21 protein-coding genes and 1 pseudogene are annotated in these 24,583 nt (G+C 67.9%); 14 read left to right on the top strand and 8 right to left on the bottom strand.

All coding sequences use genetic code 11. From position 1 onward, the window contains the following. Positions 1–324: 324 nt before the first annotated feature. The 4 genes from WN71_RS34330 to WN71_RS34315 all read left to right on the top strand — a co-directional run bounded on the left by WN71_RS34330 (position 325) and on the right by WN71_RS34315 (position 4,470). Positions 325–1,203 (top strand): PIN domain-containing protein, encoded by an 879-nt coding sequence (locus WN71_RS34330; protein ID WP_167382990.1) that lies wholly within the window; start codon positions 325–327, stop codon positions 1,201–1,203. A 22-nt stretch (positions 1,204–1,225) separates the two neighbouring features. Beyond that, positions 1,226–2,068 (top strand): 8-oxoguanine DNA glycosylase OGG fold protein, encoded by an 843-nt coding sequence (locus WN71_RS34325; protein WP_046583998.1) that lies wholly within the window; start codon positions 1,226–1,228, stop codon positions 2,066–2,068. A gap of 1,052 nt (positions 2,069–3,120) precedes the next feature. Next, positions 3,121–3,264 (top strand): hypothetical protein, encoded by a 144-nt coding sequence (locus WN71_RS42085; protein WP_167382989.1) that lies wholly within the window; start codon positions 3,121–3,123, stop codon positions 3,262–3,264. Between the two features lie 12 nt (positions 3,265–3,276). Then, positions 3,277–4,470, top strand: a complete 1,194-nt coding sequence (locus WN71_RS34315; RefSeq protein WP_052742966.1) for a helix-turn-helix domain-containing protein — start codon at positions 3,277–3,279, stop codon at positions 4,468–4,470. A gap of 15 nt (positions 4,471–4,485) precedes the next feature. On the opposite strand, the pseudogene WN71_RS43040 reads toward WN71_RS34315, so the two are convergent. Then, positions 4,486–4,735: pseudogene (locus WN71_RS43040) on the bottom strand (hypothetical protein); the annotation flags it as partial. A gap of 658 nt (positions 4,736–5,393) precedes the next feature. Here WN71_RS43040 and WN71_RS34305 point away from each other — a divergent pair. Beyond that, complete coding sequence (locus WN71_RS34305; protein WP_052742967.1) at positions 5,394–6,911, top strand: restriction endonuclease; 1,518 nt, start codon at positions 5,394–5,396, stop codon at positions 6,909–6,911. Positions 6,912–7,390: 479 nt separating this feature from the next. Here the strand turns inward: WN71_RS34305 and WN71_RS34300 are convergent, their stop codons facing one another. Together WN71_RS34300 and WN71_RS34295 are read right to left on the bottom strand one after the other, a co-directional pair. Continuing rightward, positions 7,391–7,816: a hypothetical protein gene (locus tag WN71_RS34300; protein WP_143074917.1), complete on the bottom strand. Its 426-nt coding sequence runs from the start codon at positions 7,814–7,816 to the stop codon at positions 7,391–7,393. A gap of 243 nt (positions 7,817–8,059) precedes the next feature. After that, the gene (locus WN71_RS34295) at positions 8,060–8,365 is read right to left on the bottom strand and encodes a DUF6247 family protein (protein WP_046584033.1); all 306 of its coding nucleotides are present in this window, start codon (positions 8,363–8,365) and stop codon (positions 8,060–8,062) included. 907 nt (positions 8,366–9,272) lie between these two features. Between WN71_RS34295 and WN71_RS34290 the strand changes: the two genes are divergently transcribed. The 5 genes from WN71_RS34290 to WN71_RS34270 all read left to right on the top strand — a co-directional run bounded on the left by WN71_RS34290 (position 9,273) and on the right by WN71_RS34270 (position 14,271). After that, the gene (locus tag WN71_RS34290) at positions 9,273–10,193 is read left to right on the top strand and encodes a hypothetical protein (RefSeq protein ID WP_079178336.1); all 921 of its coding nucleotides are present in this window, start codon (positions 9,273–9,275) and stop codon (positions 10,191–10,193) included. A gap of 20 nt (positions 10,194–10,213) precedes the next feature. Then, positions 10,214–10,768, top strand: coding sequence for a hypothetical protein (locus tag WN71_RS34285; protein WP_046584001.1), 555 nt, complete (start codon positions 10,214–10,216; stop codon positions 10,766–10,768). A gap of 431 nt (positions 10,769–11,199) precedes the next feature. Continuing rightward, a complete protein-coding gene (gene istA / locus WN71_RS34280; protein ID WP_167382991.1) occupies positions 11,200–12,816 on the top strand; it encodes an IS21 family transposase in 1,617 nt (538 codons plus the stop codon). Beyond that, positions 12,813–13,610, top strand: a complete 798-nt coding sequence (gene istB / locus WN71_RS34275) for an IS21-like element helper ATPase IstB (protein ID WP_046584003.1) — start codon at positions 12,813–12,815, stop codon at positions 13,608–13,610. Before istA ends, istB begins: the two co-directional genes overlap by 4 nt. A 79-nt stretch (positions 13,611–13,689) precedes the next feature. Beyond that, on the top strand, positions 13,690–14,271 hold the full coding sequence (locus WN71_RS34270; RefSeq protein ID WP_046584004.1) for a suppressor of fused domain protein: 582 nt from the start codon (positions 13,690–13,692) through the stop codon (positions 14,269–14,271). Positions 14,272–14,538: 267 nt separating this feature from the next. On the opposite strand, the gene WN71_RS34265 is transcribed toward WN71_RS34270, so the two are convergent. Further along, positions 14,539–16,941, bottom strand: coding sequence for a DEAD/DEAH box helicase (locus tag WN71_RS34265; protein ID WP_052742968.1), 2,403 nt, complete (start codon positions 16,939–16,941; stop codon positions 14,539–14,541). A gap of 184 nt (positions 16,942–17,125) precedes the next feature. On the opposite strand from WN71_RS34265, the gene WN71_RS34260 reads away from it, so the two are divergent. The 4 genes from WN71_RS34260 (at position 17,126) to WN71_RS34245 (ending at position 21,623) form a co-directional block, all read left to right on the top strand. After that, positions 17,126–18,256 (top strand): ABC-three component system protein, encoded by a 1,131-nt coding sequence (locus tag WN71_RS34260; RefSeq protein WP_052742969.1) that lies wholly within the window; start codon positions 17,126–17,128, stop codon positions 18,254–18,256. Further along, entirely contained in the window at positions 18,253–18,732 is a 480-nt protein-coding gene (locus WN71_RS34255; protein WP_046584006.1) for an ABC-three component system middle component 2, read from the top strand. The genes WN71_RS34260 and WN71_RS34255 overlap by 4 nt, the downstream gene beginning before the upstream one ends. Further along, positions 18,729–20,576: a coiled-coil domain-containing protein gene (locus WN71_RS34250; protein ID WP_046584007.1), complete on the top strand. Its 1,848-nt coding sequence runs from the start codon at positions 18,729–18,731 to the stop codon at positions 20,574–20,576. Before WN71_RS34255 ends, WN71_RS34250 begins: the two co-directional genes overlap by 4 nt. Positions 20,577–20,981: 405 nt before the next feature. Next, positions 20,982–21,623 (top strand): hypothetical protein, encoded by a 642-nt coding sequence (locus WN71_RS34245; protein WP_143074916.1) that lies wholly within the window; start codon positions 20,982–20,984, stop codon positions 21,621–21,623. Between the two features lie 94 nt (positions 21,624–21,717). On the opposite strand, the gene WN71_RS41250 is transcribed toward WN71_RS34245, so the two are convergent. The 4 genes from WN71_RS41250 to tpg all read right to left on the bottom strand — a co-directional run bounded on the left by WN71_RS41250 (position 21,718) and on the right by tpg (position 24,583). After that, positions 21,718–22,590 (bottom strand): IS3 family transposase, encoded by an 873-nt coding sequence (locus WN71_RS41250; protein ID WP_046584009.1) that lies wholly within the window; start codon positions 22,588–22,590, stop codon positions 21,718–21,720. Beyond that, positions 22,587–22,886, bottom strand: a complete 300-nt coding sequence (locus WN71_RS34235) for a transposase (protein ID WP_143074915.1) — start codon at positions 22,884–22,886, stop codon at positions 22,587–22,589. Before WN71_RS34235 ends, WN71_RS41250 begins: the two co-directional genes overlap by 4 nt. Positions 22,887–23,026: 140 nt before the next feature. Continuing rightward, positions 23,027–23,844, bottom strand: a protein-coding gene (locus tag WN71_RS40415) for an IS5 family transposase (protein WP_420856553.1) whose coding sequence is annotated in 2 segments (ribosomal slippage) — positions 23,027–23,512 and positions 23,515–23,844 — 816 coding nt in all. Because the reading frame shifts where the segments join, the coding sequence is not laid out codon by codon here. Positions 23,845–24,025: 181 nt separating this feature from the next. Then, positions 24,026–24,583 (bottom strand): telomere-protecting terminal protein Tpg, encoded by a 558-nt coding sequence (gene tpg / locus WN71_RS34225; RefSeq protein WP_046584011.1) that lies wholly within the window; start codon positions 24,581–24,583, stop codon positions 24,026–24,028.

Here is a 24,583-nt window from a genome sequence, read left to right as displayed (position 1 = left end):
ACAGCACCTACAGCCATAAGAAACGACGTCTTAGACGGCGCTCTTCGGCGACATCCGCTCGGGCTGCATCGCTGCCAGAAACCGTCACCCGCTGACCGCTGAGCGGCACCTGACGACGACACCGGGAAGTCTCGGGCGCGGCGACCCCGCCCGGAAGGGAGCAGGCCTCAACACGCAGGAAGCAGAACTCGCACCAGACGTCATCAACGCTGGCAGGATGGCCGGGACGGGGCGCACCGGTCCCCGTCCCCGGGGGAGAGCAAGGGCATGCTGAGAGCCGGAACGACCTGTACCGACGCGATCGATTTCCTGGAGCAGGGTCTCGTGGCCGGGAGCCTCAACGACGTCTCCATCCGGATCCCTCACTCGATGAGAACGGGCGCGGAAGCCGCGGCCGAGATGCGGGCCGTGCGCAAGCGGTACGACGAGTGGACCTGGAAGGCCGCCGAGGAGCTCAACCGGCGGTTCAGCGACCGGGAGATCGCGGGACAGCTCCGCGCGGGCCGCTACCGGGCAATCCTCACAGCACCGCTGGACGAGGCCCGGCTGATGATGTATGTGGAAATCGCAGAGCTCCAGGACTACTTCAGAACCCTGGCGAACCGGGTGCGTGCCCTGCAGGAGCGGTACGGCCACGCCGGTGCTGGCCGGTACGCGGTGCTGGACACGAACACCACGCTGCACTTCACGCAGTTCGACAAGGTCCCCTGGCAGCAGGTGTTCGGGAAGGGCACTGCGGTCATGGTGCCGCACGTCGTGGTCGACGAGATCGACACCAAGAGCTACCAGACCGGGGACAGGAAGATCTCCCGGCGGGCGCGCGGCCTGTTCCGGCTGCTGGAGTTGGTGCTGGAAGGGGCACCCGGGAAAGCGTCCGCGGAGGATGGAACGCCTGTGTTCATCGCGGCCGATGAGCCCGGGCATGCCCGCCTTGCGGTGCCGGACGACGAGTTGGTGGCCTCGGCACTGCGGCTGCACCAGGCTGTGGCTCCCGCGGAAGTGGTCGTCGTCAGCCGCGACATCGGCGTACGGACCCGCACCCGAGCCTGGGGGCTGCCTGCACGGCCCCTGCCCGACACATACCTGATCGAGGGCGGCGAACTCCGCCGGCAGGAACTGGAACAGGCAGCCGCCGAACAGGCGGAGGCGGACCGCAGCAGCCCGAACCGACGGAATCCGCCGCGTCCTCCCCGGACTCGGTAGAACGTCAGGCAAGGAGCGGCTCGTGAACGAACAGAACGGGCAGGACAGGCAGGGTCGCCAGGAGCGTGCGGACGCGGTGGACCGCGAGATGGCCGCACGCCCGCTGCCGGCTCCCGTTGTGCGGGCTCTGGGCCGCTGGTGGGAGACGAATGCGTCGGCATACCCGGACGGGACACCCGGCGCGCACTCCGTCCGCTACACACCCAGCCGATGGGCGCAGATCACCCCGTGGCCCTCCACGCTGGCCTCCACCTCTGCGGACGGTGATGCGGCGGTCAGCCGGGCGGAGGTCGCCTCGGGCGTCGCCGACGCGCTGCAGCGGGAGGCGTTCCGGGAAGCGCTGGTCACGACGTATGTGTGGGGCAAGGGAAAGCGCGGCACTCCCGGCGGCAGCGGACCAGCCGCCCTCCACAAGATCCTGGCCTTCGACGGCCTCGACGCGGCGCTGGCTGCTGCGGTCACCGCACTGCACGAGCACGGTGCACCGCAGGCGTACGCCGCGCTCTATAGGCAGGTTCCCGGGCTCGGGCCGGCCTTCTTCACCAAGTTCCTCTACTTCACCGGCCTCGCGCGGCGGCCCGCCCACGGCGCGCGGCCGCTCATCCTCGACCGCGTGCTGGCCAGACGCCTGAGGCGGATGGCCGCTGCCGTCGGCTGCGAGAGCGGCCACGATGTGGACGGCTCCATCGCCGCCTGGGTCTGGTCGGACAGCAACTGGACGCCCCACCGCTACCAGGTCTATCTCTCCTTCATGCACGCCGCCGCCAACCAGCTAGCTGCAGTTGAAGGATGGCCATCCGAAGTAGCCCCTGACCTGCTCGAATACGCATTGTTCAACGCTGCTACTTGGAAGACATCTGGCTGACGTACCACAGCGCCTGCCGGCACGACCTGGGGTGAGATGCCCGTGGCGCACGGCTTCGTGGATCTGCACCGCTGCCGTGCTGCCTTCGTCGACAGCGCGCACCCCACGCCTGCCTGCAGTCGTGCGGGTGGGTGTCGCGGGCCCGGGTAGGGACCTTGGCCGTCAAAGCTGTCCCGGCGCGGGCGGGGATACAGCGGTGGCGGTCGGCGGTGTGCGTACTGCCGCCCGGCGTCATAGCGGAAACCGGCTGCCCTCCCCGCCAACTCGCGTCTGTTGTCCGGCATGTCGGCGGGCAGCGGCGACCGTCGGCCAGTGCGGGACGCGCGAGACAACTCGGGATCGTAGCCGCGCGCGACAGCGCGGCTACCAATACGCACGAGGACCAGTCCCGTTGCCGGGGCCGGCCCTCGTGTCCGCGGGCACGCGTCACCATGACCTTCGGAGATGTCCCTGTCGCGTCGGTTTGCGGCCAGTAGCGGGTCAGGGAACCCATTGTCCCCGGACCAGTTGGTCCGGTCCCCCTGCACAGCACAGACAACGGAGTTATGACGCAGCATCAATGCCTGGCGGGCCGGGGGCAAGCCAGACTGGAACACCCGCGGACCGGGGGCCGTGGGGCATGGAGGACAAGGTGCTGGTCGCGGCGGGCAAGTGGGCGGCACGCTCGCAGCCGTCAACCGGAGGCATACCTGGAACACCCACGGACCAGTAAAAAGACATAGCGCGCATATGCGCTTTTCCGGTCGAGCGGGGCGGAGACTGGACGTGCCATCCTCTTCAGCACCGGAGGACGACAGCCGTCAACTGTCGCCCGCCTCACCGGTTTTGCGGCCAGTAGCAGCATCTGAATCGGGCCGCCGGATCCCGTTCGCGGACCGGCGGCCCCGGCATACCCCCGTCAGGGAGGATCTCCCATCGTGTCCACGCACCGCCCCGGCGCGCCCGCGCCTCAGTCTGAGCCGTCCCGCACTACGGCCCGACCGCTCACCGCCGCGCAGATCTGCGGCATCACCGTCTTCCCTCTCCTGGGCACCGGCCTCACCCTCGCCGGCATGCCCGTAAGCGACGCGCTCACCCTGCTCGCCGGGTGCGGCGGGATCGGCGCGGCCACCATCGCCGCCGGCGGCGGACGGCGCCTGCGCACCACGCTCGCCGCCGCCGTTGTCCGCGCGGCCGCCGACACCGAGGTCAGGTAGGAGACGGCCGCAATGACTTCGCCCTCGCGTACCTCATGTGCTGTACGCCGCGCCGGCCGACGCCACAACGACCTCGTCGTTTTCCTGACCGCGCTCAAGGACAGCTGCCAGCTCACATTCGCCGAGCTGGCCCTGCGCACCGCCGAGCTCGAGGACACCACCACCGTCTCCGCGACCACCCTCAAGCGCGCCATCGACGCCCGCGCCGTGCCCCAGGAGCGCGTCGTGACCGCCTTCGCCCGCGCCTGCGGCGCCAGTACCCAGCAAGAGCGGGGCGCCTGGGCTCTGTGGCAGGCCGCCCGCGCCGAGCACCGCGGCATCCTCGCTACCCTGCGGGCCCCGTCCGTGCCCAACATCCGCACCCCCCAGGACCTCAACGCCGCCCTCGCCGCCGCCTACGAACGCGCCGGCGCCCCGCCCCTGCGTGTCCTGCAGAAGCGCGCCACCACCGCTACCATCGACGGCACCGTGCTTCTGCCGCTCACCACTCTCTGGCGCATCACCCGCCGCGAGGCCCAGGCCATCACCTGGAAGCAGTGCAAGGCCTTCCTACGCGCCCTTGGCGCTGCCCACCCTTACACCGTGCGCCTCTGGCGCGAGGCCTTCACCCGCGCCCGCACCCCCGGGCCCGCCCCCGCAGACGGCCCACTCACCCAGTCCGCCAAACTCGCCCGCCTGGCCACCATGCACTACTCCACCAAGATCAGCACACAATTCAAAGTACTGCTGAACTGCATGACACCCCACGAGGTCGAGACCGCCCTCACCATCGGCACCGCCTACCTCACCACCGAGAACCTCCACCCCACCAATACTCCCCCCACTTACGACCACATCGCCGACGTCGGCCGGGAACTGTTCCTTCCTCCCTCCCCAGACAGCTCCGGCAGTCGGGAACGCGGCACCGTGGCGCCCGCCCACCAGGCCACGACAGCCGCACTGTCGGACGGCACTGGCACCCCCGCTCGGAAGATCTTTCTCTCTCCAGCCCTCACCCACATCCTCCGCGCCAAGGCTCGCCACAACGGCACCGCACCCGACACCGGCATCGACACCGTAGGCCTCAGCGAAGATGGGGCTCGCCTCCTGCTGCAGATCAAGCACTCCACCGAAACCACCCCATCCGGCACCAGTACCAGCACCGCCAGGCCTCCCGCCCGGCCGCCCAGCCAGCCCCGCGCCCGCCGCCTCTCCAGCGCCGGCTGACCGACCGTCCCGGCTCTACGGAGCAGCACGACGCCGTATGACGAACGCCTCGGCAGCAGCAGGCACCACCGTTGGGCACGCCAGCCAGGTACGCAGCAAGGCGGCTATCTTTCCGTCGGTGCAGGCGGGGTCTAGGAGGAGGTCCTTGAGGGCGGGTTTGACGGGGATGCCGGCGGCTTCGAGGTACATGAGGCCGGCGGCGGCCATGTTGGGGCTCCAGCCAGCGGCAACGGCCCCGGGTGTGCGCGGCCTGATTAGCCAGTGGCAGCGTGGTAGTGGGCGTCGGCCACCGGGACTGGGGTGCGGACCCGTTCCGAAAGATGTTCTGCGGCTCGGGTGGGTGCTCGGTGAGCTGGTTCGTCATCCGGGCCGGTCGACGCCGCCATTCTCTAGACCCACGCGCAGCTCGTGCCCCGCACCGCTGAACGCGTCCGCGAGGAGTGCGCTCCGCTCCTCGATGGCTCTGCCGGCTGGACGGCCCTCCTCGTCGTGTGCGCCGAACTCTTCCAGTCAGCCTCTCGGGGTGATCGCCCCGATCTGACATCCCCGCTCTGAGCCCTGGTCCAGGACGCTACAGCCGTCCGGAGCTGAAGGGTCTACGCGCCCTCGGGCGAGGACACCAGAAAGCGTGCTGCAGGACTCTACGGGCACCCGGGCCGGCTCGGGGATCAGCCCGGGTCCCACCTCATCATGCATCGTCCTGCGGCCGGAGGCGTCTCGTCATCAACAGCGCTGCCAGCAACCAGGCCGCGTGCCAGTGCCACGGGCGCCCGCTCCTTGCCGGGTGTCGCGGCGGCTCCTGCCGCTTTGGAGGTCGCAAAGACGTCCACCGAGCGACCTCTTGAGCCATCAAGCAAGTCGTTCGGATTGACGGTCTGTGCCGCAGGGCAGTTCTCCTTCTTCGGTCTGTCATAGGGGGGCGGATGGCACGCAGAAAGTCTCTGACGGCGCAGCTGCTGCAGGCGTACAGGGATGCGCAGAAGGAGAAGGCCGCTGCTGCCAAGCGGGCCGAGGCAGAACGTGATCGTCAAGCTCGCGCGGCAGAACGAGAGGCTGCTCAACGTGCCAAGGAGGAGGCCAGGCGGGAACGTGAGCAGGCGCAGGCTTGGGCCCGTGCCCAGAAGGAGAAGGAGGTTCAGCGTTCCGCCGAGTCCCGGAGAGCCGAGCAGATCGTCCGGGATCTGGAGAAACGTGAGGCAGCGCGAGCCAGAGAGGCCGAACAGAAAAAGCAGGCCGAGGCACGTGAGAAGGCGGCGGCAGAGCGGCAGGCGAAGCAGGAGGCGAGCGACCGACTGCGTCAGGAGGCGACGGCTAAGACATCCGAGCTGGAGATGCAGGTGGATCGCTTGGCGTCCGTGCTCCATGCGCGGCCTGGTGGTCTTCACGCGTATCGGCCAGAGGTGGAGGAGGCCTTCAGTGAAGGTGGCTCCGAGGGGCTGACCAACTGTGTGGAAGGGGCGCTCGGCGAAGTCCGCTACCCCGATGGCCTCCGCGGTGGACGTCGTGCGGCTTTCGCGCCGGAGGCGAGAGAACTGGTCCTGGAGGTCGAACTGCCTGGCCAGGTAGTGGTGCCGGCAGTTACGCAGTACCGGTTCAAGGCATCGGTGCCTCCGACAGTCGTACCGCAGCCGCGGAAGGAGACCGAGTGCAAGGCGATGTACCGAGACCTCGTCGCACGGTTGTCCCTGAGGGCAATTGCTGAGGCCTTTGCGGTGAGTCCGCCCTCGCTGGTCGACGTCGTGGCGTTCAACGGACACGTCCATGCCAAGGACCGCGCCACCGGGAAAGCCATCCGGCCCTGTCTGATCAGTCTGCGGGCGAGCCGGGAGACATTCGAAGACCTCATCCTGGACGAACCCGAACTCGACCCGGTCCAGACCCTGCACTTCCTCAACGCCATCGTCTCCCAGCACCCCTATGACCTGGAACCCGTCCGTCCCGTGGTCACCTTCGACCTGGCCAAGTACAAATTGGCCGCTGAGCGGGACGTCGTCGCCGGGCTGGACAGCCGGCCCGACCTCGTCGCGCTGGATCCCATCGAGTTCGAGCACCTCATCCGGCGTCTCTTCGAGAAGATCGGCCTCAAGTCGTGGGTCACCCAGGCCTCCCGCGATGACGGGGTCGACGCCGTGGCGGTCAACGAGGAACCCCTCATCGGCGGCCTGTGCATCATCCAGGCCAAACGCTCCAAGAACGCCGTGCCCGCCGAAGCCGTACGCGCACTCGCCGGCGTCATGCACGACAAAGCCGCCGCCAAGGGCATCGTCGTCACCACCGCATGGTTCGGCAAAGCCAGCTGGGACTTCGCCCACCGCACCGGCCGCATGGAACTCATCGACGGCCGCCACCTCAAAGCCCTCCTCCTCGAGCACCTCGGCATCGACGCCCTCATCGGACTGCCCAAACTCCCACCCGGCTGGGAAACCCGCGACCTCACCTGACCCCGACCGGCTCACACACAGGGGGCCTTGTCCGTGCGGGCAATGCCCCTCCGGTCTGGGCAGTCAGCAATCCCGAGGTGCGGGTGCCGATCCGCAGCAGGCAGTCGTCGGCACCGGCCTTTCGGGCCCCGAAGAAGCGAGCAGCGTACGGAGGCGACTGTCTAGGCCGAAGGGCATCTGCCAGTGCATGACCGATCGTTGGCGGCGTGCTTGTTCCACCAGATGTTGTAGCGGTGGATCACGCTGCCCTGCTCCTTGTGGCTGGCGTGGTCGGTGCCGTCCAGGACGAAGTAGCGCAGGGCGGTTGAATTGAGCTTCGATGCAGTCGTACAGGCGCCGGGAGTGGCGTCGGCCTAACGTGTCCGCGGGCGCGGGCGCGCTTGAAGGGCCAGGGCGATGCGGCGGTGCAGGACGCCACCAAAGGACCTGCACGCGGGGTTCTGCGTGCCCGCAGCCGCCAGCGCCATGATCCGGCGTTGTCAGAAGTGGGGCTGATCGGCGCCGTCGTCCGTGTCGTCGTACGCGTTGACGTAGACGAGGCGGAGCTTGGGGCCGCAGTGGCCGCTGTCGCCGTAGAGCCCCTCGTCGCCGAGCACCTGGTGCGCGGCTACAGAGAAAACGCCTTCCGCCGAGCCGACGACTTTGCCCTTCGTGTCGAGGAACTCATACCGGATGTCGTACGCCATGGAGTGCCCGGCGTGGTTGCGCAGCCAGAACGTCAGCTGCGGCGAGTCTCCGACCTCGCAGTTGCTCTTCACCCAGTACAGGTCTTTGACTGGGTGCAGGTAGCTCCGGCTCGGTGACGGGCTGGGCGCGGTGGGCTTGTCCTGCGACGAGGTGGCGGACGAACAGCCGACCGCGGCAATGGCGAGGGCCATCGCGGTGGCTATGTAGCGATATCTCACCAGGTCACATTGGCAGAGACCGAGCAGCCTGACGGTGGTTTCCCGCAGGACTTGCGAGGGTTGGCCGCCCTTGCAGGCAGCAACGGCCCGTTCTTGCGGGCTTGATCGTCAAGGGGTGGCCGAGTTGCCAGCCCAAACGCGGCCGCGTCCAGGACGTCCCACACGATGTCTTCGGCGTGCTCAGGCAGGGTGTCGAGGACCTTCGCGGCAGGTGGGAGCAGCGAATCGCATACGGCTGTCCGGTCATCGGCGTCTTCCTCGCAGTTCCGCCATGTCGATGGTCTCGCTGTCGTCGTAGCCGGAGGCGGCAAACGCGTCGACGGCCGGGGCGTGGGCGAGATGGCCCTGCCAGCCCTGGACGACCTCGTAGAGCGGGGCGAGGGAGAACGTGCGACGGGACTCCTCCAGCGCTGCGGTCCAGTCCCGTTCGAAGGCTGGCACCCACCGGTCCGCGCGGCGGTCGGCGCGCAGCTGGACGAGGAGTTCGGCGGGAGCTCCCGCTGCAGGGGCGTACGGAGTGACGGGAGCGTGGTCGGGTTGCTCGCTCATCTGGTCCTCCCGGCGGGTCGTCACCTCACGGTACGCGCGCCGGGTGACCGTAGATGCGGGCACGGGCAGATCCCCTCCGGCGGGATGAGCCGGCCGATGGCGTGCCGACCGGATGTCAGGCGGGAGCAGCGGAGGGTCCGGGGACCGCAGCGGCCGAGAAGGGGTCGTGAGTCAGGTGACAACCTCGTCGGTCAGATGCTGTAGCTGGTCGCGGATCCGTAGCATCCGTGCCAGGGGGTGTGCCCCCACTACTGGCCCAGGGGGGCCGCCGCGCTGGACTTCTGTGAGGAAGCAGATGTCTGGGTCGAGGACAGCTTCCAAGACGATGCGACGAGCAGGACTGTGATCTGTGCTGGCTGCTCGGAGCCAGGAGCGTCGGCGGCGTGCCAGTGACGCCGGTGAGCTGGTGGGTGTGGTGTGCGGAAGCGAGCGTGGAGACTCTGTCCTTGCTGGCGGCCCGGACACCCGACTGATCCACGGAAGACGTACAGAGCCCGGCTACGCGGCCGCCGCAAGTGGCGCACGAGCACGTCGAGCCCCTGCTTCCGGTTCAGACGCACCGGCGGCTTGCGGAGTGAGTGCGGGGCAGAGGCCTCGGCTGGTCTCGCTCATCATGCCGGAGCAGGGGACGTATTGCGGCGCCGGAGCAAACAAGGGCAAGCAGGGACACGCTTCGGCTCTCACCCATCAAATCACTCGTGTATTCGGATGCCGAAAGTCTGATTGAGACTTTTCGGGCACGGTCCGGCGGCGAGGGTGCCATGTGGGACATTAGTGTGACTCAGGGTGCTAGCGTCATATGCCCAACTGAGTCTGCAAGCGCGTCTGTTCGTCTCCCCGTCTCAGGGGTGCAAGTCGGCGTGCATCATCGACTGGCCGAGGAGACGCGGTGGCTTCCATCCGACGCATGCCCGAACGCACGATCGCCTTCTTCGAGGTCGTGGCGAGCGCTTCTGGGGAGCAGGTGCGGGTGCCTCCCATGGACTGGGACAGCGCTCTGAGCGACCTGGCCACGGCCAGCGTTGAGGACCGGATGGTCGCCAAGGAGGTCACTCTCGTCGGGTCGGTGGCCACCGTGCGCCAGCAGGATCACCTGCTGCTGCACCGGGTAAAGGACGCCACGGAGTGGCTGAGCGTGATGGACTGGGGCACGGGTCAGTGGCAGGAGCTGGAGCAGAACGCCAGCCGTGGTTTCGTGGACACCTCCGCGATCTGCTTCCTGCCGTTCGGGAACGTGATCGGTCTCATGCAGGGCTCCGTGTCGGCCCCGTCTCACAAGGCCTTGGAGACCTGGCTGAACGAGCTGCATCTGTTTCCCGACACGCGGCTGGTGGTCCGTCCCGTGCTCTCGAAGGCCGAGGTGGAACGGTTGGGGACCGCGCAGGGTGCGTCCCGTATCGAGATCCGTATCGGCAGCCATAAGGCCTCGGCACTGCGCGGCCGCAACGGCCGGCTGGCCAGTTTCCTGCGGCAGGCGCAGGAAGCGTACGGGGACATCAACGTCACGATGATCATCAGTGTGCCGCGGGGACGCGGACGGGACGCGGACCGCCAGGCCCTGCTGGCCGATCTGCGGGACATCGCGCCGGTGGCCCCCGATGCGGCCGCTCGCGCCCAGGCCAGGCTGGTGTTCGCGGAAGCCGACGGCGTCGAGCGCAGCCGTTTGGTGGAGCTGACCGAGCATCACATCACCGCGAAGCGGCGGGTCTCGGCGGTCGACAACGACGGCAATTCCATCCGGATCTTGTCAGCGGTGGATGCGATCCTTGACGTAGCGGCCGAGCACGAGAGTGAGCTGCGGGCAGCTGTGGGGGCTGACCTGGGCTGACATGCAATAGGGGGCGATGCGTGAGCGTACGGGAGTCTCTCGTCGACCGATGGTCGGAAGCCGTGTGGTGGGACTACGTGATCGCCCTCGTGGCGGTGTCGGCGCACGTGGCCATTGTGCGGGCCATGGGGCGGGGCGACTGGCTGTCCTGGATCGATTCCGAACAGCGTGTCTCCCTGTACGGGACCGCGGCCGGGGTCGTCTCCGCGATCGGCGGGTTGAGCTCGATCGCGATCTCCATCTACCTGTCAAGCAACGGAGAACGCATCCGCGCCGTACGTCGCCACTACCAGCAGGAACTGCGCCGCAACTGGAAGTCGTTGCTCACCGCGACCGCGCTGATCTGCGTGGGATGCCTCGCCGCGCAGAGCCTGGACAACAAGGCCGATACACATTCGGCGCGCTATCTCTTCGAGGCGGTCATGGCGCTGGCCGTAATCCGGTTTCTGCGCATGCTCTGGCTCCTCGACAGCATGATGACGGTCAACGACCGTGATCAGAGCGATCCCCCCGCTCAGCCGGCTCCGCGGTTCGATCCCGGATGGCGCCGACAACGGCGCAGTCCGTCAGCGTGAGCGGCCGGGTCTCGTCCACCACGGCACCGCCTCGCGGCGCTGTGGTGGACGTCATCGAGGTACGGGCCACGGCCTTGAATTGGGGACCCATGTGCGGAACCCGTTCGAACAGCCGGGTCTCCTTTCAGAGGAGACGCGGCGTTCCACCGGCGGTGACTCAACCTCGGAAGGCCTCCGTCATCATGTTGGACACTGCTCCGTCGAGTGAGTCCTGCCAAATGTCCGAGCGGTCCAGTCCGTTGGTGTGGTTGATCAGTATCTCTGCTATCCCTACGGGTGGCTTTATCAAGCAGTAGCGACGTCGCTTGTCGATGGGTTTGGGAGGCGCCCTGTTCCACGGATGGGTGATGTCGACGAGTTTGGGAGGCACCGGGGTTCTTGCCAGGGCAGCATCGGGATGCTCCTGGTGAAAGGTGCTGGTCATGCCGCGGATGTCGAAGGTCGAGCTGTACGCGGCGATCCGGCGTGACCACCGTGGTGGTATGTCGATGCGGGAGCTTGAGCGCAAGCACGGCGTGACGTGGCGGACGGTGCGGAAGGCGTTGGACTCGTCCTGGCCGGAGCCACGCAAGAAGCTGCCGCCAAGGGCGACCGGAGTGGACCGCTACAAGCCGGTGATCGACGAGATCCTGCGGGCGGACCTGGACGCGCCACGCAAGCAGCGGCACACGGTCACCCGGATCTTCCACCGGCTGGTCGAGGAACACGGCGCCGACGTCTCCTACGGGATGGTCCGCTACTACGTCGCGGCCCGGAAGCCCGAGATCCTGGTCGAGTCGGGCAAGGCGCCGCTGGAGGCGTTCGTCCCGCAGACTCACCAGCCGGGACACGAGGCGGAGGTCGACTTCGGGGACGTGACGATCCGCCTCGCCGGCGAGCTGGTGACCTGCTACCTGTTCTCCTTCCGTCTGTCGTATTCGGGCAAGGCCGTCCACCGCGTGTTCGCCTCCTGCGGCCAGGAGGCGTTCTTCGAAGGCCACGTCCACGCACTGCGGACGCTGGGCGGCGTCCCGCGGAGCAAGGTCCGCTACGACAACCTCAAGGCGGCCGTCGCCCGCGTGCTCGGGCTGAGCAGGGCGAGGGTGGAAGCGGACCGGTGGATCGCATTCAAATCGCACTACGGCATCGAGAGCTTCTACTGCCGCCCAGGCATCGAGGGCGCCCACGAGAAGGGCGGCGTCGAGGGGCAGATCGGGTACTTCCGGCGCAACCACTTCGTCCCGGTCCCCGAGGTGTCCTCGCTCGCTGAGCTGAACGAGATGGTTGAGCAGTGGGACCGGCAGGACGACGCCCGACGGATCGGCTCCAGGTCCCGGACCATCGCCGAGGACTTCGCGCTCGAACGATCGCTGCTGATGCCGTTGCCGGAGGAGCCGTTCGAGACCGGGCGGCTGTTCACCCCGCGAGTTGACCGCTATGGCCAGGTCCCGGTCCGCACGAACCGCTACTCGGTCCCCATCCGGCTGATCGGCAAGAGGGTGAGGGTCATCCTTCACGCCTCTCACCTGGTGGTTTACGACCAGAACGTGGAAGTCGCCCGGCACGAGCGACTGATCGCCAAAGGCGCCGTCCGCCTGGAGCTGGACCACTACCTGGAGGTGCTGGTCCGCAAGCCCGGCGCCTTCCCCGGCTCGACCGCTCTCGAACAGGCCCGCTCGGCGGGCAAGTTCACCCCGGTCCACGACGCCTGGTGGACCCAGGCCATGAAGATCCACGGCGAGCGGGACGGCACCCGCGCACTCATCGAGGTGCTGCTGCTCGGACGCCACATTGTCGTCGCCGGCCTGGCCGCCGCTCTGCGGGCCGGGGCCATGACCGCGGATGCGGTCGCGCTGGAGGCCCGCAAGGCCGCCCAGGCCGAGACCGAGCCCGCACCGGGCGCCCGGAACCTCGGCCAGCCGCCGGCGACGGTGACATCCCTGCACGAGTGGCGGCTCGCGCATCTTCCGCCGGACACCAGGCCGCTGCCCTCGGTGTCTCACTACGACCAGTTGCTCCGACGCCGCCGCACCAGCGGCAGCAGCCACCGTGAGGGAGAAGCGCAGTGACCATGCCCCGACAGCGAGGGTTGACCGAGCAGGCCGCCGACGCCGCGATCGACTCCGCCTGCCGCCTGCTGCGGCTGCCGTCGATCCGCAACGAGTTCTCCGACATCGCCGACCGGGCGATGAAGGACCAAATGACCTACCGCGGCTTCCTCGCTGAACTACTGATGGCCGAGTGCGACGACCGGGCCCGCCGCAGGTCGGAGAGGCGGATCAAGGCAGCCGGCTTCCCTCGGGAGAAGTCCCTGCGGTCCTTCGACTTCGACGCCAACCCGAACATCGACCCGGCCACCATCCACACCCTCGCCAGCTGCGAATGGATCAAGAAGAGCCAGCCGCTCTGCCTCATCGGCGACTCCGGCACCGGCAAGTCCCACATGCTCATCGCGCTGGGCACCGAGGCCGCCATGAAGGGCTACCGCGTCCGCTACACGCTCGCCACGAAACTGGTCAATGAGCTGGTCGAGGCCGCGGACGAGAAGCAGCTGAACAAGACGATCGCCCGCTACGGCCGTGTCGATCTCCTCTGCATCGACGAACTCGGCTACATGGAACTCGACCGCCACGGCGCCGAGCTCCTCTTCCAGGTCCTGACCGAACGCGAGGAGAAGAACAGCGTCGCGATCGCCTCCAACGAGTCGTTCGGAGGCTGGACCAAGACGTTCACCGACCCCCGTCTCTGCGCGGCCATCGTCGACCGGCTCACCTTCAACGGCACCATCATCGAGACCGGCACCGACTCCTACCGCCTCGCCAGCACCCGAGCCCGAGCTGAGGAACCGGTCAGGGCCAGCTGAACCATCTGAGTCCGCCCCGCCTGCGGCGGGGCGGACTCACAGCCAGGACACCTGGGCCAGCCGTGAGATCCTCTCCATCATGTTCGAGAGCGGGCGCAACCAGCGGGCGATAGCAGGCGTCGAGGCCCACGTTCGCGACTTCTTCACCGGCCACATGATCACGGTCAGCGACTACGACCTGGGACCTGAACGAAGGGAAGCGGTTCCCGACCTGCGGATCATCACCGTCAGCCCAGGACCGCGCGCCGACAGCTGGGCCTACATCACCGCCGGCTGCTGGTCCACGGTCGAGACGGCCGGCCACGGCCTCGAATTCGTCCTCACCGCTCCCGTCCGCGACGAACGCTTTGCTGAGCTCCTGGCCATGACCGCCTCCTACCACGCCGATCACCCCCTCGATGTCGAGCACAGCCTGCCCATCGGGGAGCCGTGGCTGCCCGGGTCCCACTGCGACCACCTGCTGATCAGCCTCCCCTACCTCCATGGCCCTGACCTGGAGCACTGCCCGCTGCCGGACGGCCATGCCCGCATCCTCTGGGCCCTGCCGGTCACCGCAGCCGAGATGACATACCGCCGCGAGCACGGTCATGAGGCCCTTGAGCAGCTCTTCGACGAGCACGGGATCGTCCCAACCGATCCAAGGCGTCCATCCGTTGCCTGAACCTCGCGGGCATGGTCCGGGCACGAGCGACAGCCGGGGAGTCCTCCAGTGCCGTCAAAACTCGTCGACATGTTGAGGCACAGCGATCACCGATCGCTGCCCAAAGTCATCGACAAACGCTGTCCGTCTTCATCAGCGAAGCCACTACGGGGTCTGGTTGAGCGGCGGGCAAGCCGCCAGGAGCTTCGCAGGGGAACAACAGGATCTTGCCGAGAATGCTGCGTGTTCGTGGACTCAGTTCCCTGAATGCTGGCTTCGGCCGGATCCCTACCTCAGGCCGGCGGGGGCGGCGTCTTCGGCCGTCCAGTCTCCGTCAAACAGGGTGGCGACCAGGCGAGCGTGTTCCTCGGGAAGCTGGCCGGAGCGGTGCTTGGTGCGGGCCTTGGCCAGCCAGGCGCCGATCTTGACGGTGTCGCTGTCGACGCTGATCTCTTCACGGGCGGCGGGGGCACGATGCTCGCGGTGCAGGAAGTTCTCGAGGATCTGGACGTTCTGCGCGAAGGTGCGTCGAGTGCGTCGGGTCGTGGTCAGCGGATGGGTCCGGGCGTCCAACCCGATGGCGGCGAGCAGGCGCCGCTGGTGGCCGGTGAGGGTGCGCCAGCCGGTGAGCTGGCGATGCAGCCAACTGCCGATCTTCACGGAGCCCAGCACGGTGCTGCTGTCGAGAGCGCGCGGGTCGTTGCCTGCGGCCAGGTGAATGCGCAGCAGGTGGTATTTGCGGTGCCAGTCCGGTCCGTGGGGCAGTTGCCAGTCGGGGTCGATGGCTGCGAGGTCTGTGGTGCGCTCGGGTTCGAGGCGGTGGTGGGCGGCCAGGTGGCGTTGCTCGGCGAGCCAGGCCCCGACGGGGGTGGTGGCCGGGGCGGCGAGGTGGCCGTGGCTTTGGTGGTAGTCGGCGGCGGCGGTGAGGCGGGCGCGCCAGGCCGCGTCGTGCTTGTCCCAGATCATGCCGAGGGCGTCGAGTTCGGCGGTCCACTCGTCGTCGAGGCGGCCGGCTGCTCGGGCTTCGCGTGTGGTGGTGATGAAGGCGCCGAGGGCGTAGCCGGCGGGGTCGCTGTGGTCGGCGGGGACGTCGAGGTGGCCGTAGGCGTCGTGGAAGGCCTGGGCGGCGGCGAGGCCGCGGCGGCGGGCGGTGTTGAGGGAGCCGTGGGGGTTGAAGGCGATGAGGTCCATGGCCCGGGCGATGCGGTCGGGGTGGAGGGTGAAGTCGAAGTGCCAGCGGTGCTGGATGAGGCGGCTGGTCTCGGTGGTCAGGCGGTTGGTCTTGGTGGGCAGGCGTTCGAGGATGCGGTAGTCGTGGCTGGCGAGGGCCGCACTGATGGCCCAGACGGGTTCGTAGGGGGTGCCGAGGATGTCTTCGGGGTCGGCGCCCGGCGGGATGTAGACGGGGACGATCAGGTTGGCGGTCTTGCCGCTGACGTCCAGGCGCAGGGCGCGGCCCAGGCCCTGGACGCAGCGGACGATGCTGCTGGTGGGGTCGGCGAAGACGACGGCGTCGACGCTGGGGATGTCGACGCCTTCGGCGATCACCTTGGCGTTGGCCAGGACGGCTGTCTTGGAGACGGCGAAGCGGGTGAAGAGGTCGGCGCGCTGTTCGGGGGTGTGGTCGCCGTGGACGAAGAAGGTCTCCGGGTCCAGGCCGGGAAAGGCGTCGGGTCGGACGGCGCGTACGCGGCGCAGGGTGTGGCCGAGTTCGGTGGCGAACCGTCGGGCGTCCTCGACCAGGTGGAAGAAGACCAGCACTCTGCGCAGAGTGTGCTGGGCCATGGCGTTGAGGACGGCCAGGTGCAGGGCGCTGGTGCGCAGCGCGTCGCCGGTGTCGGCGGTGGTGGCGGGCTGGTTGAGGCGGGTGCGCAGGTCGGCGTCGGTGATCGTGGGGATGACGATGCGGTAGTCCGCGGCCACGCCGTCGGCGATGGCCTGGGCGAGGGGGTATTCGAAGACCTTCTTGCCGTAGACGGCTTCGTTGTCCATCGAGTTCGCCGCCGCATCGAGGTCGGACGGCGCGCCGGTGCGGGGGCGGCGGGGCGGGGCTGCGGCGCCGGTGAGGTCGGGGGCGGCGAAGCTGCGGGGGGTGGCGGTCATGTAGAGGCGCCGGTCGGCGAGGATGCGGCGGCTGTCGTTGACGGCGGCCCATTTCTTGTCGGGCCGTCCGGCGATGCGGTGGGCTTCGTCCATCACTGCCAGGTCGAACGGGGGGACCGGGTAGCCGGTGTGCTGGGTCGCCTCGATCTTGTCGAGCGAGTCGTAGGTGCAGATCACGGTGAGGGCGGGCAGGTGGTCGGGGCCCTCCCCCACGACCGACATCAGTGCGGCCAGGGACTGGGAGTTGCTGGTTGAGCCGACCCGGCGGGCGGCGAGAGCGCCGTGGGCGGAGGCGTCCATGGAGGACACGATGACCATGTGCTCGCTGTGGCCGTCGCGGCGCCAGGCGAGGGCCGTCTGGGCGGCCAGGTCGAGGGTGGGCACCACGACCAAAACCAGACGTGCGTCGAGGGCGTCCGCGGCGCGGATCGCGACAAGTGTCTTGCCGGTGCCCGTCGCCGAGACGTACAGGGCCCGGCTGCGCGGCCGGCGCAGATGGCGCACGACCGCGTCGAGGCCCCGCTGCTGGTCCGGGCGCAGCTCCGCCTTCCGGGGCGGGCGGACGGTGGCGTCGACAGGCGTGACCATGCATCTCATGATGGCGCAGGAGCGGGTGGCAGTTGTGCGGTTGATGAGGCCAGCGCTGCCTCGGTCCACTCGGAAGGGGTTGCCTGTCGCGACTTGTCCTGGATCTGATCACGGGCTGTCGGGAACCGGTGGCGGGTGGTAATACATCGGTGAAGCGGTTGGCATCGGTACGACCGGGAGATCAATGAGCACATCGCAGCGGTCGTCCGGCCTGCCTGCCCAGTCCACGTTCACCGAGTTGCCGATGCCGTCGCAGGCGCCAGTGACAGTGGTGTCCCCCATGATGGCCCTACCTCCCGCTCTGACGCCGAAGCAGCGCCTGGTGCACTACTCGCCTGATGAATGGGAGGAGTTCATCTATGAGTGGGTGAGGTCGCTCCGGGAGGCCGGTTACGTGGACGTGGTGGGCATGGGGGGATCCAACGACCGGGGCGCGGACATTGCGGCCTTCTTGACGTCGCAGAAGACCGACGGCCGCTGGCACTGCTACCAGTGCAAGCACTACGACAAGGGCCTGGGGCCGTCTACAGCTCATCCGGAGATCCTCAAGATTCACTCCGCTGTGGCGGAGCGGCAGTACACGGTGCTGCCCGAGCGGTACGTCTTCGTGGCGCCACGTATCGGGGGCACGCTCATCCAGTTACTGGCGAAGCCGTCATCGCTGAAGGTGAGCTTCTTCGATTGGGTGAAACGGAATTCGGCCAAGCTCGCCCAGGAGTACGCGGGCGGCCTGCTCGAGCGGGCGCTGGATCTTGCCGACCGTTCCGAGTTCTCCCGCTTCGAAGCCGGCAACCTCGACACGATCCTCGAGCAGCACGCCTCGACCCCTCACCATGTGCAGCGGTTCGGGACACCGCTGCCGAACCGTCCTGCCCAGGAGCCGGCACCCGCCCAGCACGCTCCGGAGGAAGCGCGGTACGTCCAGCAACTGCTGGACGTCTACCACGAGAAGTGGGGCTGCTCTCCCTCCTCCCCAGCCGAGGCCACGGCGCACCCCCGGGCCGGCCGCAATCTGCAGAATCAGCGTGAGGCCTTCTACCGTGCGGAGCAGCTGCGCATGTTCGCCCGCGACAGCGTGCCCGAGGGAACGTTCGAATCCCTGCAGGAGGCGGTGTTCAGCGGCGTGGTGGAGGTCGAGGAGGACGACTTCCCCACCGGCTGGGCCCGGCTGAAGGCCGTGCTCGCGGCGGCCAGGGACATGGAGCTGGGCACCAACGTGCTGCTGCAGGTAGTGGACCCGGACGACCGCAAGGGCATCTGCCACCAGCTCGCCAACCATGACCGCCTGACCTGGGTGCAAGGAGAGGAAGGATGAACCCTCTCAACAGTCCGCTCGAGGTCGGCATGCGCACCCTGATGCTGCTGGCCGCGGCCTTCCCCCAGCCCCTGGACGTGGGGCAGTTGGTGTATCTGGACCATCTCATGCTGCACAGCAGCGAAGTCGACGGTCCGCCCAGCCTGCACCCGACACTGCCGGCGGGACCCGGCGAACTCGCCATGAAACGCGGTCTGATCGAGCAGGGGTTGATCGTGCTGCTGCGCGCGGGACTCGCCGACATCGAGGCCACCGCGGACGGTCTGCTCTACCGGGCCAGCGAGGAGGGCCCCGGCTTCGTGGACATCCTCGCGGCACCGTACGCGGGGGCGTTGAAGGAACGGGCCTCCTGGGCCATCGGTATCGAGGCCCTGCCCGACCAGAGCGTCCGCGCCCAGACGCAGGCCATCACACAGCGCTGGGCCGAAGACTTCGCCTCCCGCCTGCCGACTTCCGAAAGTGACCTCACCCCATGAGGCTGTTGCACCTCACCTTCGCCGGGCACGACCGTGATCCTGCCCAGGTCCTCTTCGACCCGAAGCTCACCGTGATCTACGGGGCCTCCGACACGGGCAAGTCGTTCGTCACCGAGTCGATCGACTACATGCTCGGCGCGCGGAAGCTCGGCATGATCCCTGAGGCGGAGGGATACACGCAGATCCTCCTCGGCGTGGAGTTTCCCGACGGCAGCGTCGTCACGCTGATGCGCGGCCCGCAGTCCAGCAAGGTCAGTGTGTACGACGCCGACCTGCGCAGCCTGATCTACCGCGCGGCCGACCTGGAGCTGAGCGCGCAGCACAGCGCCAGGAGCTCGAAGAACCTCTCCCGCTATCTTCTGGAACGCACCGGACTCGACGGCGCTTTGATCAGCACCAACGACACCGGCGGAACCAAGCTCCTGGGCTTTCGTGACCTGCTGCATCTGTGCCTGGTCAACGAGACCAGGATGGTTTCCAAGGTGCCGCCGGTCCTGCGCGCCACGGGCACCAGCGGGCAGACCGCCCACAAGTCCGTTCTGAAACTGCTGCTGACCGGGCAGGGCGAACCGTCGGGCGAAGGCCGACCGACCCCCGGCCAGCGCCGCGTCCACAAAGGCAAGATCACCCTCCTGGACGAACTGATCCTCGACTTGCAGCGCCAGCTCGACCCGCAGGCCGGCAACGAGGCGGAACTCACCGAGCAGCTGCGCCGCGTACTGGCGCACCTGGACGAAGCCGCCCTCTCCCTGCGGGAGATCACCCACCGGCACGCCGCAGCGGTGGCACACCAGGCGGAACTGTCGTTGAGGCTGGGCCAGTACGACCAGCGTCTGGGTGAAGTCGAAGACCTGCTGGGCCGCTTCGGTCTTCTGCGCAGCCAGTACGAGTCCGATCTCGCCCGCCTGGAGATGGTCGGCGAGGCAGGTAGCCTGCTGGGTTACTTCCGCACCGGAACATGCGTGTTCTGCGGCGCCGAACCCGAGCACCAGAGCGCCAACCACGGCCAGCAGGAGACGACAGCCCTGCACAGCGCCGTCCACGCCGAGAGCGCGAAGACGCAGCAGCTGCTGTCTGACCTGCACCTGACTCTTGACGACCTGCAGATCCAACGGCAGGAGATCTCCGAGGAGCGCACCGCGCACCAGCGGCAGGCGGCGGACGCGGACAACGTCATCGCCCGCGTCGAGGCCGAACTGCAGCCTCTGCAGGCCGAGGCCGCGGACATGATGGCGGCCCGCTCCCGCGTCGAGGCCCAACTCGGCCTGCACCAAAGGATCCAGCATCTCGAGGACGTCCGCGCGGGCCTGGTCGCCGACGGTGCCGTCCCCGGAGGACGGCCCAGCGGCAATGTCCCCGCCAGCGTCATCGCCGAGTTCGACCGCGCCATTGAGCGCACCCTAAAGCACTGGCACGTCAGGCTCCACGACGTGGCCTACGACCAGTACAACGCGGAACTGTTCGTCGGCGACCACGCCCGCTCCGGCCACGGAAAGGGGATGCGAGCCGTGCTCCACGCTTCCTTCGCCGTCTCCCTGGCGGACTACTGCCTGCGGAGGGAGCACCGCCACCCGGGATTCGTCATCCTCGACTCGCCTCTGGTCACCTACCGGCAGCCCGGCGTGCGACACACCGACGACCCCGACCTCCCCGACAGCGTCATCGACTACTTCTACCGCGACCTCTTCCACAGTTTCACCGGCCAGGCGATCGTCGTGGAGAACGACGACCCGCCCCGCGACATCGTCGAACAGGCTCTGGTGTACATGTTCAGCCGCGACCCGGCCGACCACCGCTTCGGGTTCTTCCCCGTACGGCCGGGCGGCCAAGTCGCCCACGAGTAGGGTCCGTTTGCAAGACCACAAGACAGGCAGCTGGAACCGGGTTGCATGCCAGCGGCTCGTCGTACATCGGGAGTACAGCCGGAGCGCGTCGCCCTCGAAGCAGTCACTTCGCCTGTCTGACCGTTCCCACAAGGTGGCGTAGCCATCGGCATCCTCGGGCATACAGAGCGAGCGTCCGTTCGCGTCCTGCATGCGACGGCCCAGGGGGGCTTGATGGGAAAAGGGATCACAATCGTTGCGGCCGCAGTGGCGACCGTTGCCTTGGGGCTCTTCACCAACTGGGCTTCTGAGCCTGGCCCGGACCGATGGTGGTGGATAGCCGCGTCGCTGAGCTGCGCAGCCGTCCTCGGTGCCATCGCTACTCCGGGCATCGCTCGAATCCTGCTTCGACGCCGGCCTGTGGATATGCACATCCAGATACCCCGAATCGAGACGGTACGTGGTGCTGCCCACTGGGCACTGCCCGGTCCCCTTTCGGGCCGGCATCTGGACGAAGCTAACCGTGCTCAAGCAAACAGCGGTGACATCACTGAGTGGGTGTATGCCAATGGCGGAGCTGATGTCGAGGACAGTTGGCGCGTGATCACTTTCCAGGGGGCAGGTCAGCCCACCACGATCACCGGGATGCGTGCCCGCGTCCTGTCACGCACTGAGGCTCTCACCGGCACTGTCATCGTCGCTGGTCTTGGAGGGTCCGATGAGATCGTATGCGTCGGTATGAACCTCGACGACGAGTTCCCTGCCGTCGACCACCTCGTGTCGAACATCATCAACATCGCAGCTGATGAGACGGTCGTTGTCGGTCTTCACGCCACTGCCATGTTGGCGACGGTCACTTGGGATCTGGAGATCGACTTTGTCACCGCCGGCAAGTTGAAGACAGTCACCGTCCGGTCCAAAGACGCGCTCCTTCGCACCACACCGCGGGCGGGGTGTGACGAAGCCGGCCGGGAACCGCCGGGCTATAGCCACAACTTTCACTACGATGTGTGCCTCTACGCGCATCGGGAGCGGCTGGAGCCGTGGATCGACCAGCCACGTGAATAGGCTTCAAGCCCTCCGCCTTCGCCTGCCCGCCCTCCTGCTAGAGGTATGCAGAGGTGAGCTTGTTCCGCTTTGACGGACACCATCGGTGTGGTGGTCAGGCTGCAAGTGCTGTCTCGTATTCGGCCGGACTCCGGTAGCCGAGGCTGCTGTGCAGACGGTGCAAGTTGTACCAGCCTTCGATGAAGTCGAAGATCGCGGTGCGGGCGGCGGCCCGACTGGGCCAGGAGCTCGTGTCGAGCAACTCCCGTTTGATGGTCGCGAAGAACGACTCGGCGAGTGCGTTGTCCCAGCACTGCCCGGTGCGGCCGACCGACAGACGGACTCCCAACCGGCTTGCCAGGAGGGCAAGTTGCTGGCTGGTGTATTGACAGCCGCGGTCCGAATGGAAGATCACCGGGCCGGTGGGGTGACGCTGTCGGCAGGCGGCCGTGAGGGCATCGGCGACCAGATCGGTCCGCAGATGATCGGCCGTTGCCCAGCCCACCACCCGGCGCGAGGCGATGTCGATGACGGTCGCCAGATAGAGCCAGCCCTCCGCGGTGGCGATGTAGGTGATGTCGCCGCACCAGCGGGTGTTCAGCGAGCCGGCGTCGGGCTGGAAGTCCCGGGCGACGAGATCGGGCCGCACCGCAGCTCGCGGATCGGGGATCGTCGTCAGATGCCGTCGTCTGCGGTGTCGGCCCTGGAGGCCGGCAGCGCGCATCAGCCGTGCGACACGGCGCCGGCCGCACCCGGTGCCCTGCCTCTTGAGTTCGGCATGGATGCGCGGGGCGCCGTAGGTTCCCCGCGATCGCAGGTGGACATCGGTGATCTGCCTGGCCAGCTCTGCGTCACGCACTGCCCTCGGGCCGGGCATGCCGGAACAGCGTGCGTAGTAGGCGGTCCGGGAGACCTTCAGCAGCTCACATGCTCGCTTGACGCTGTGGCCTGCACGCTTCTCCGCCTCGATGAACGGGTGCACCGTCACCGGGTCTCCTTCGCGAAGAAAGCCGTCGCACGCTTGAGGACCTCGACGTCCTCGCGCAGGCGGCGGTTCTCCCGCCTCAGTGCGGCCAGTTCCTCGCGTTCGCTGCTGGTCAGGCCGTCACGCTCGCCGGCGTCGACCTCGGCCTGCTTCACCCAGTCGCGCACCGCGGTTTCGGTCAGGTCGAAATCCTTGGCGATCTGACCGACCGAGCGGTCACCACGCCGGCACAGCTCGACGATCTCGGCCTTGAACTCCGGCGTGAACGATCGGCGAGGGCGAGGCTTCTTCTTCCCCATGCTCTCCATGATGGACATCCTCCCGGGGCTGAACCCCTGATCTCGGATGTCCGCCAAAGCGGATCAGGCCCAGAGGAGACCATTCGCCTCAAAGATCGGGTCCTCGCAGGCATGGAACAGTTGCAGGGCCGTAAGAGGTCCTAACAAAGCTGTTGGACGTGTCGGTGGGTGATGAGGCAGGTGGCGAGGCCGAGGAAGGCTTCGTGGATGTCGTCGCGTCGTTCCCAGCGGATGCGTAGGCGGCGGAAGCCGTGGAGCCAGGCGATGGTGCGTTCGACGACCCAGCGGTAGGTGCCCAGGCCGGAGCCGTGGAGGTGGCCGCGTTCGGCGATCACGGGTCTGATGCCGCGTTTCCAGAGCAGGCGGCGGTACTTGTCGTGGTCGTAGCCGCGGTCGGCAAAGAGTGCGTCGGGCCGCTGTCTGGGCCGGCCGACGAGGCCGGCGACGGCGGGGACCTCGTCGAGCAGGGGCAGCAGTTGGGTGACGTCGTTGCGGTTTCCGCCGGTCAGGGAGACGGCGAGGGGGATGCCCTGGGCGTCGGTCAGGACGTGGTGCTTGCTGCCCGGCCGTGCGCGGTCGACCGGGCTGGGTCCGCTTTTGGGCCCCGTCGAGCGGCCCGCACGTGGGAGGAGTCGATCACCGCCCGCGACCAGTCCAGCTTCTTCGCCGCCCGTAGCTTCCTCAGCAGGACCAGGTGCAGCTGGTCCCAGACCCCGGCCTCGTTCCATGCGGCCAGGCGCCGCCAGCAGGTCATACCCGACCCGAAGCCCAGCTCCTGGGGTAGGTACTCCCACTGGATGCCGGTGTGCAGCACGAACAGGATCCCGCACAAAGCCTGCCGGTCCGGGACCCGCGGCCGGCCCTCGACCAGCTTCGGCGCCGGTTCGGGCAGCAACGGCTCGATCAGCGACCACAGTTCATCCGACACGATCCACGGCCGCGACTGACGTTTCCCCACGACCCGACCAACGACCGTCCGCACCGAAAGTCACATGATCAACAACTTCTGTTAGGACCCCTAAGTGATGCCCGCCTGGGCATCCTCGACCCTTGTGATCACATGCGGCCCGGCAGGCGGGCGTGCGGCTGTCACTCATCAACATCTTAGGCCACCGCCAGAGCGCGAGCAGCTCTCGATGTCAGTAGCTCAGGTCCAGGTAGTCGATGTCCTGGATCTCGACATCGGACAGTCCCAGGGCGCGGCCCCCACCGTCTTGAAAGTAGATCTGCTTGAACCCATCGGCGATGATCTGCCGCATCTCCTGGTCGCTGGCACCGGCTTCGCGGGCGTCGAACAGCCGCTGGGCGTAGGCCGGGGTGAGGCGGACGGTGAGGCGGCGGAAGCGTCCGTCGTCGGTGGTTCCAGCGGGGGCGGTGTAGCCGAAGCGGGCGCGGGTCTCGACGGTGACGCCGCTGGTGGCGGCAGCTTGGCGGCGACGGCGTTTGCGTACGCCGGGCTGCCAGCGCTGCCGCACCGCCCGGTCGATCTTTTCTGCGATGTCCGGGCGCGGGTGCTTGCGGGCGCCGCGGCGGTAGCGGTTGACAGAGTCGGCGGTGACCCCGAGTTCCGCGGCCACGGCTTTTGCGCTGCCCAGATGGCGGATCAGGTAGCCGATCTGGCCCTTGAGGGTCTTCGGCGGCTGGCGGGTGAAGGTCTCCCGTTCGGCGCGTTCGAGGGCGTCCTCGATCTCCCCCAT

The organism is Streptomyces mangrovisoli (assembly GCF_000974985.2).
Taxonomy (GTDB): Bacteria; Actinomycetota; Actinomycetes; order Streptomycetales; family Streptomycetaceae; genus Streptomyces; species Streptomyces mangrovisoli.
Note: the sequence above shows the minus strand (reverse complement) of the source record. Positions and strands in the feature narration are given on the sequence as shown.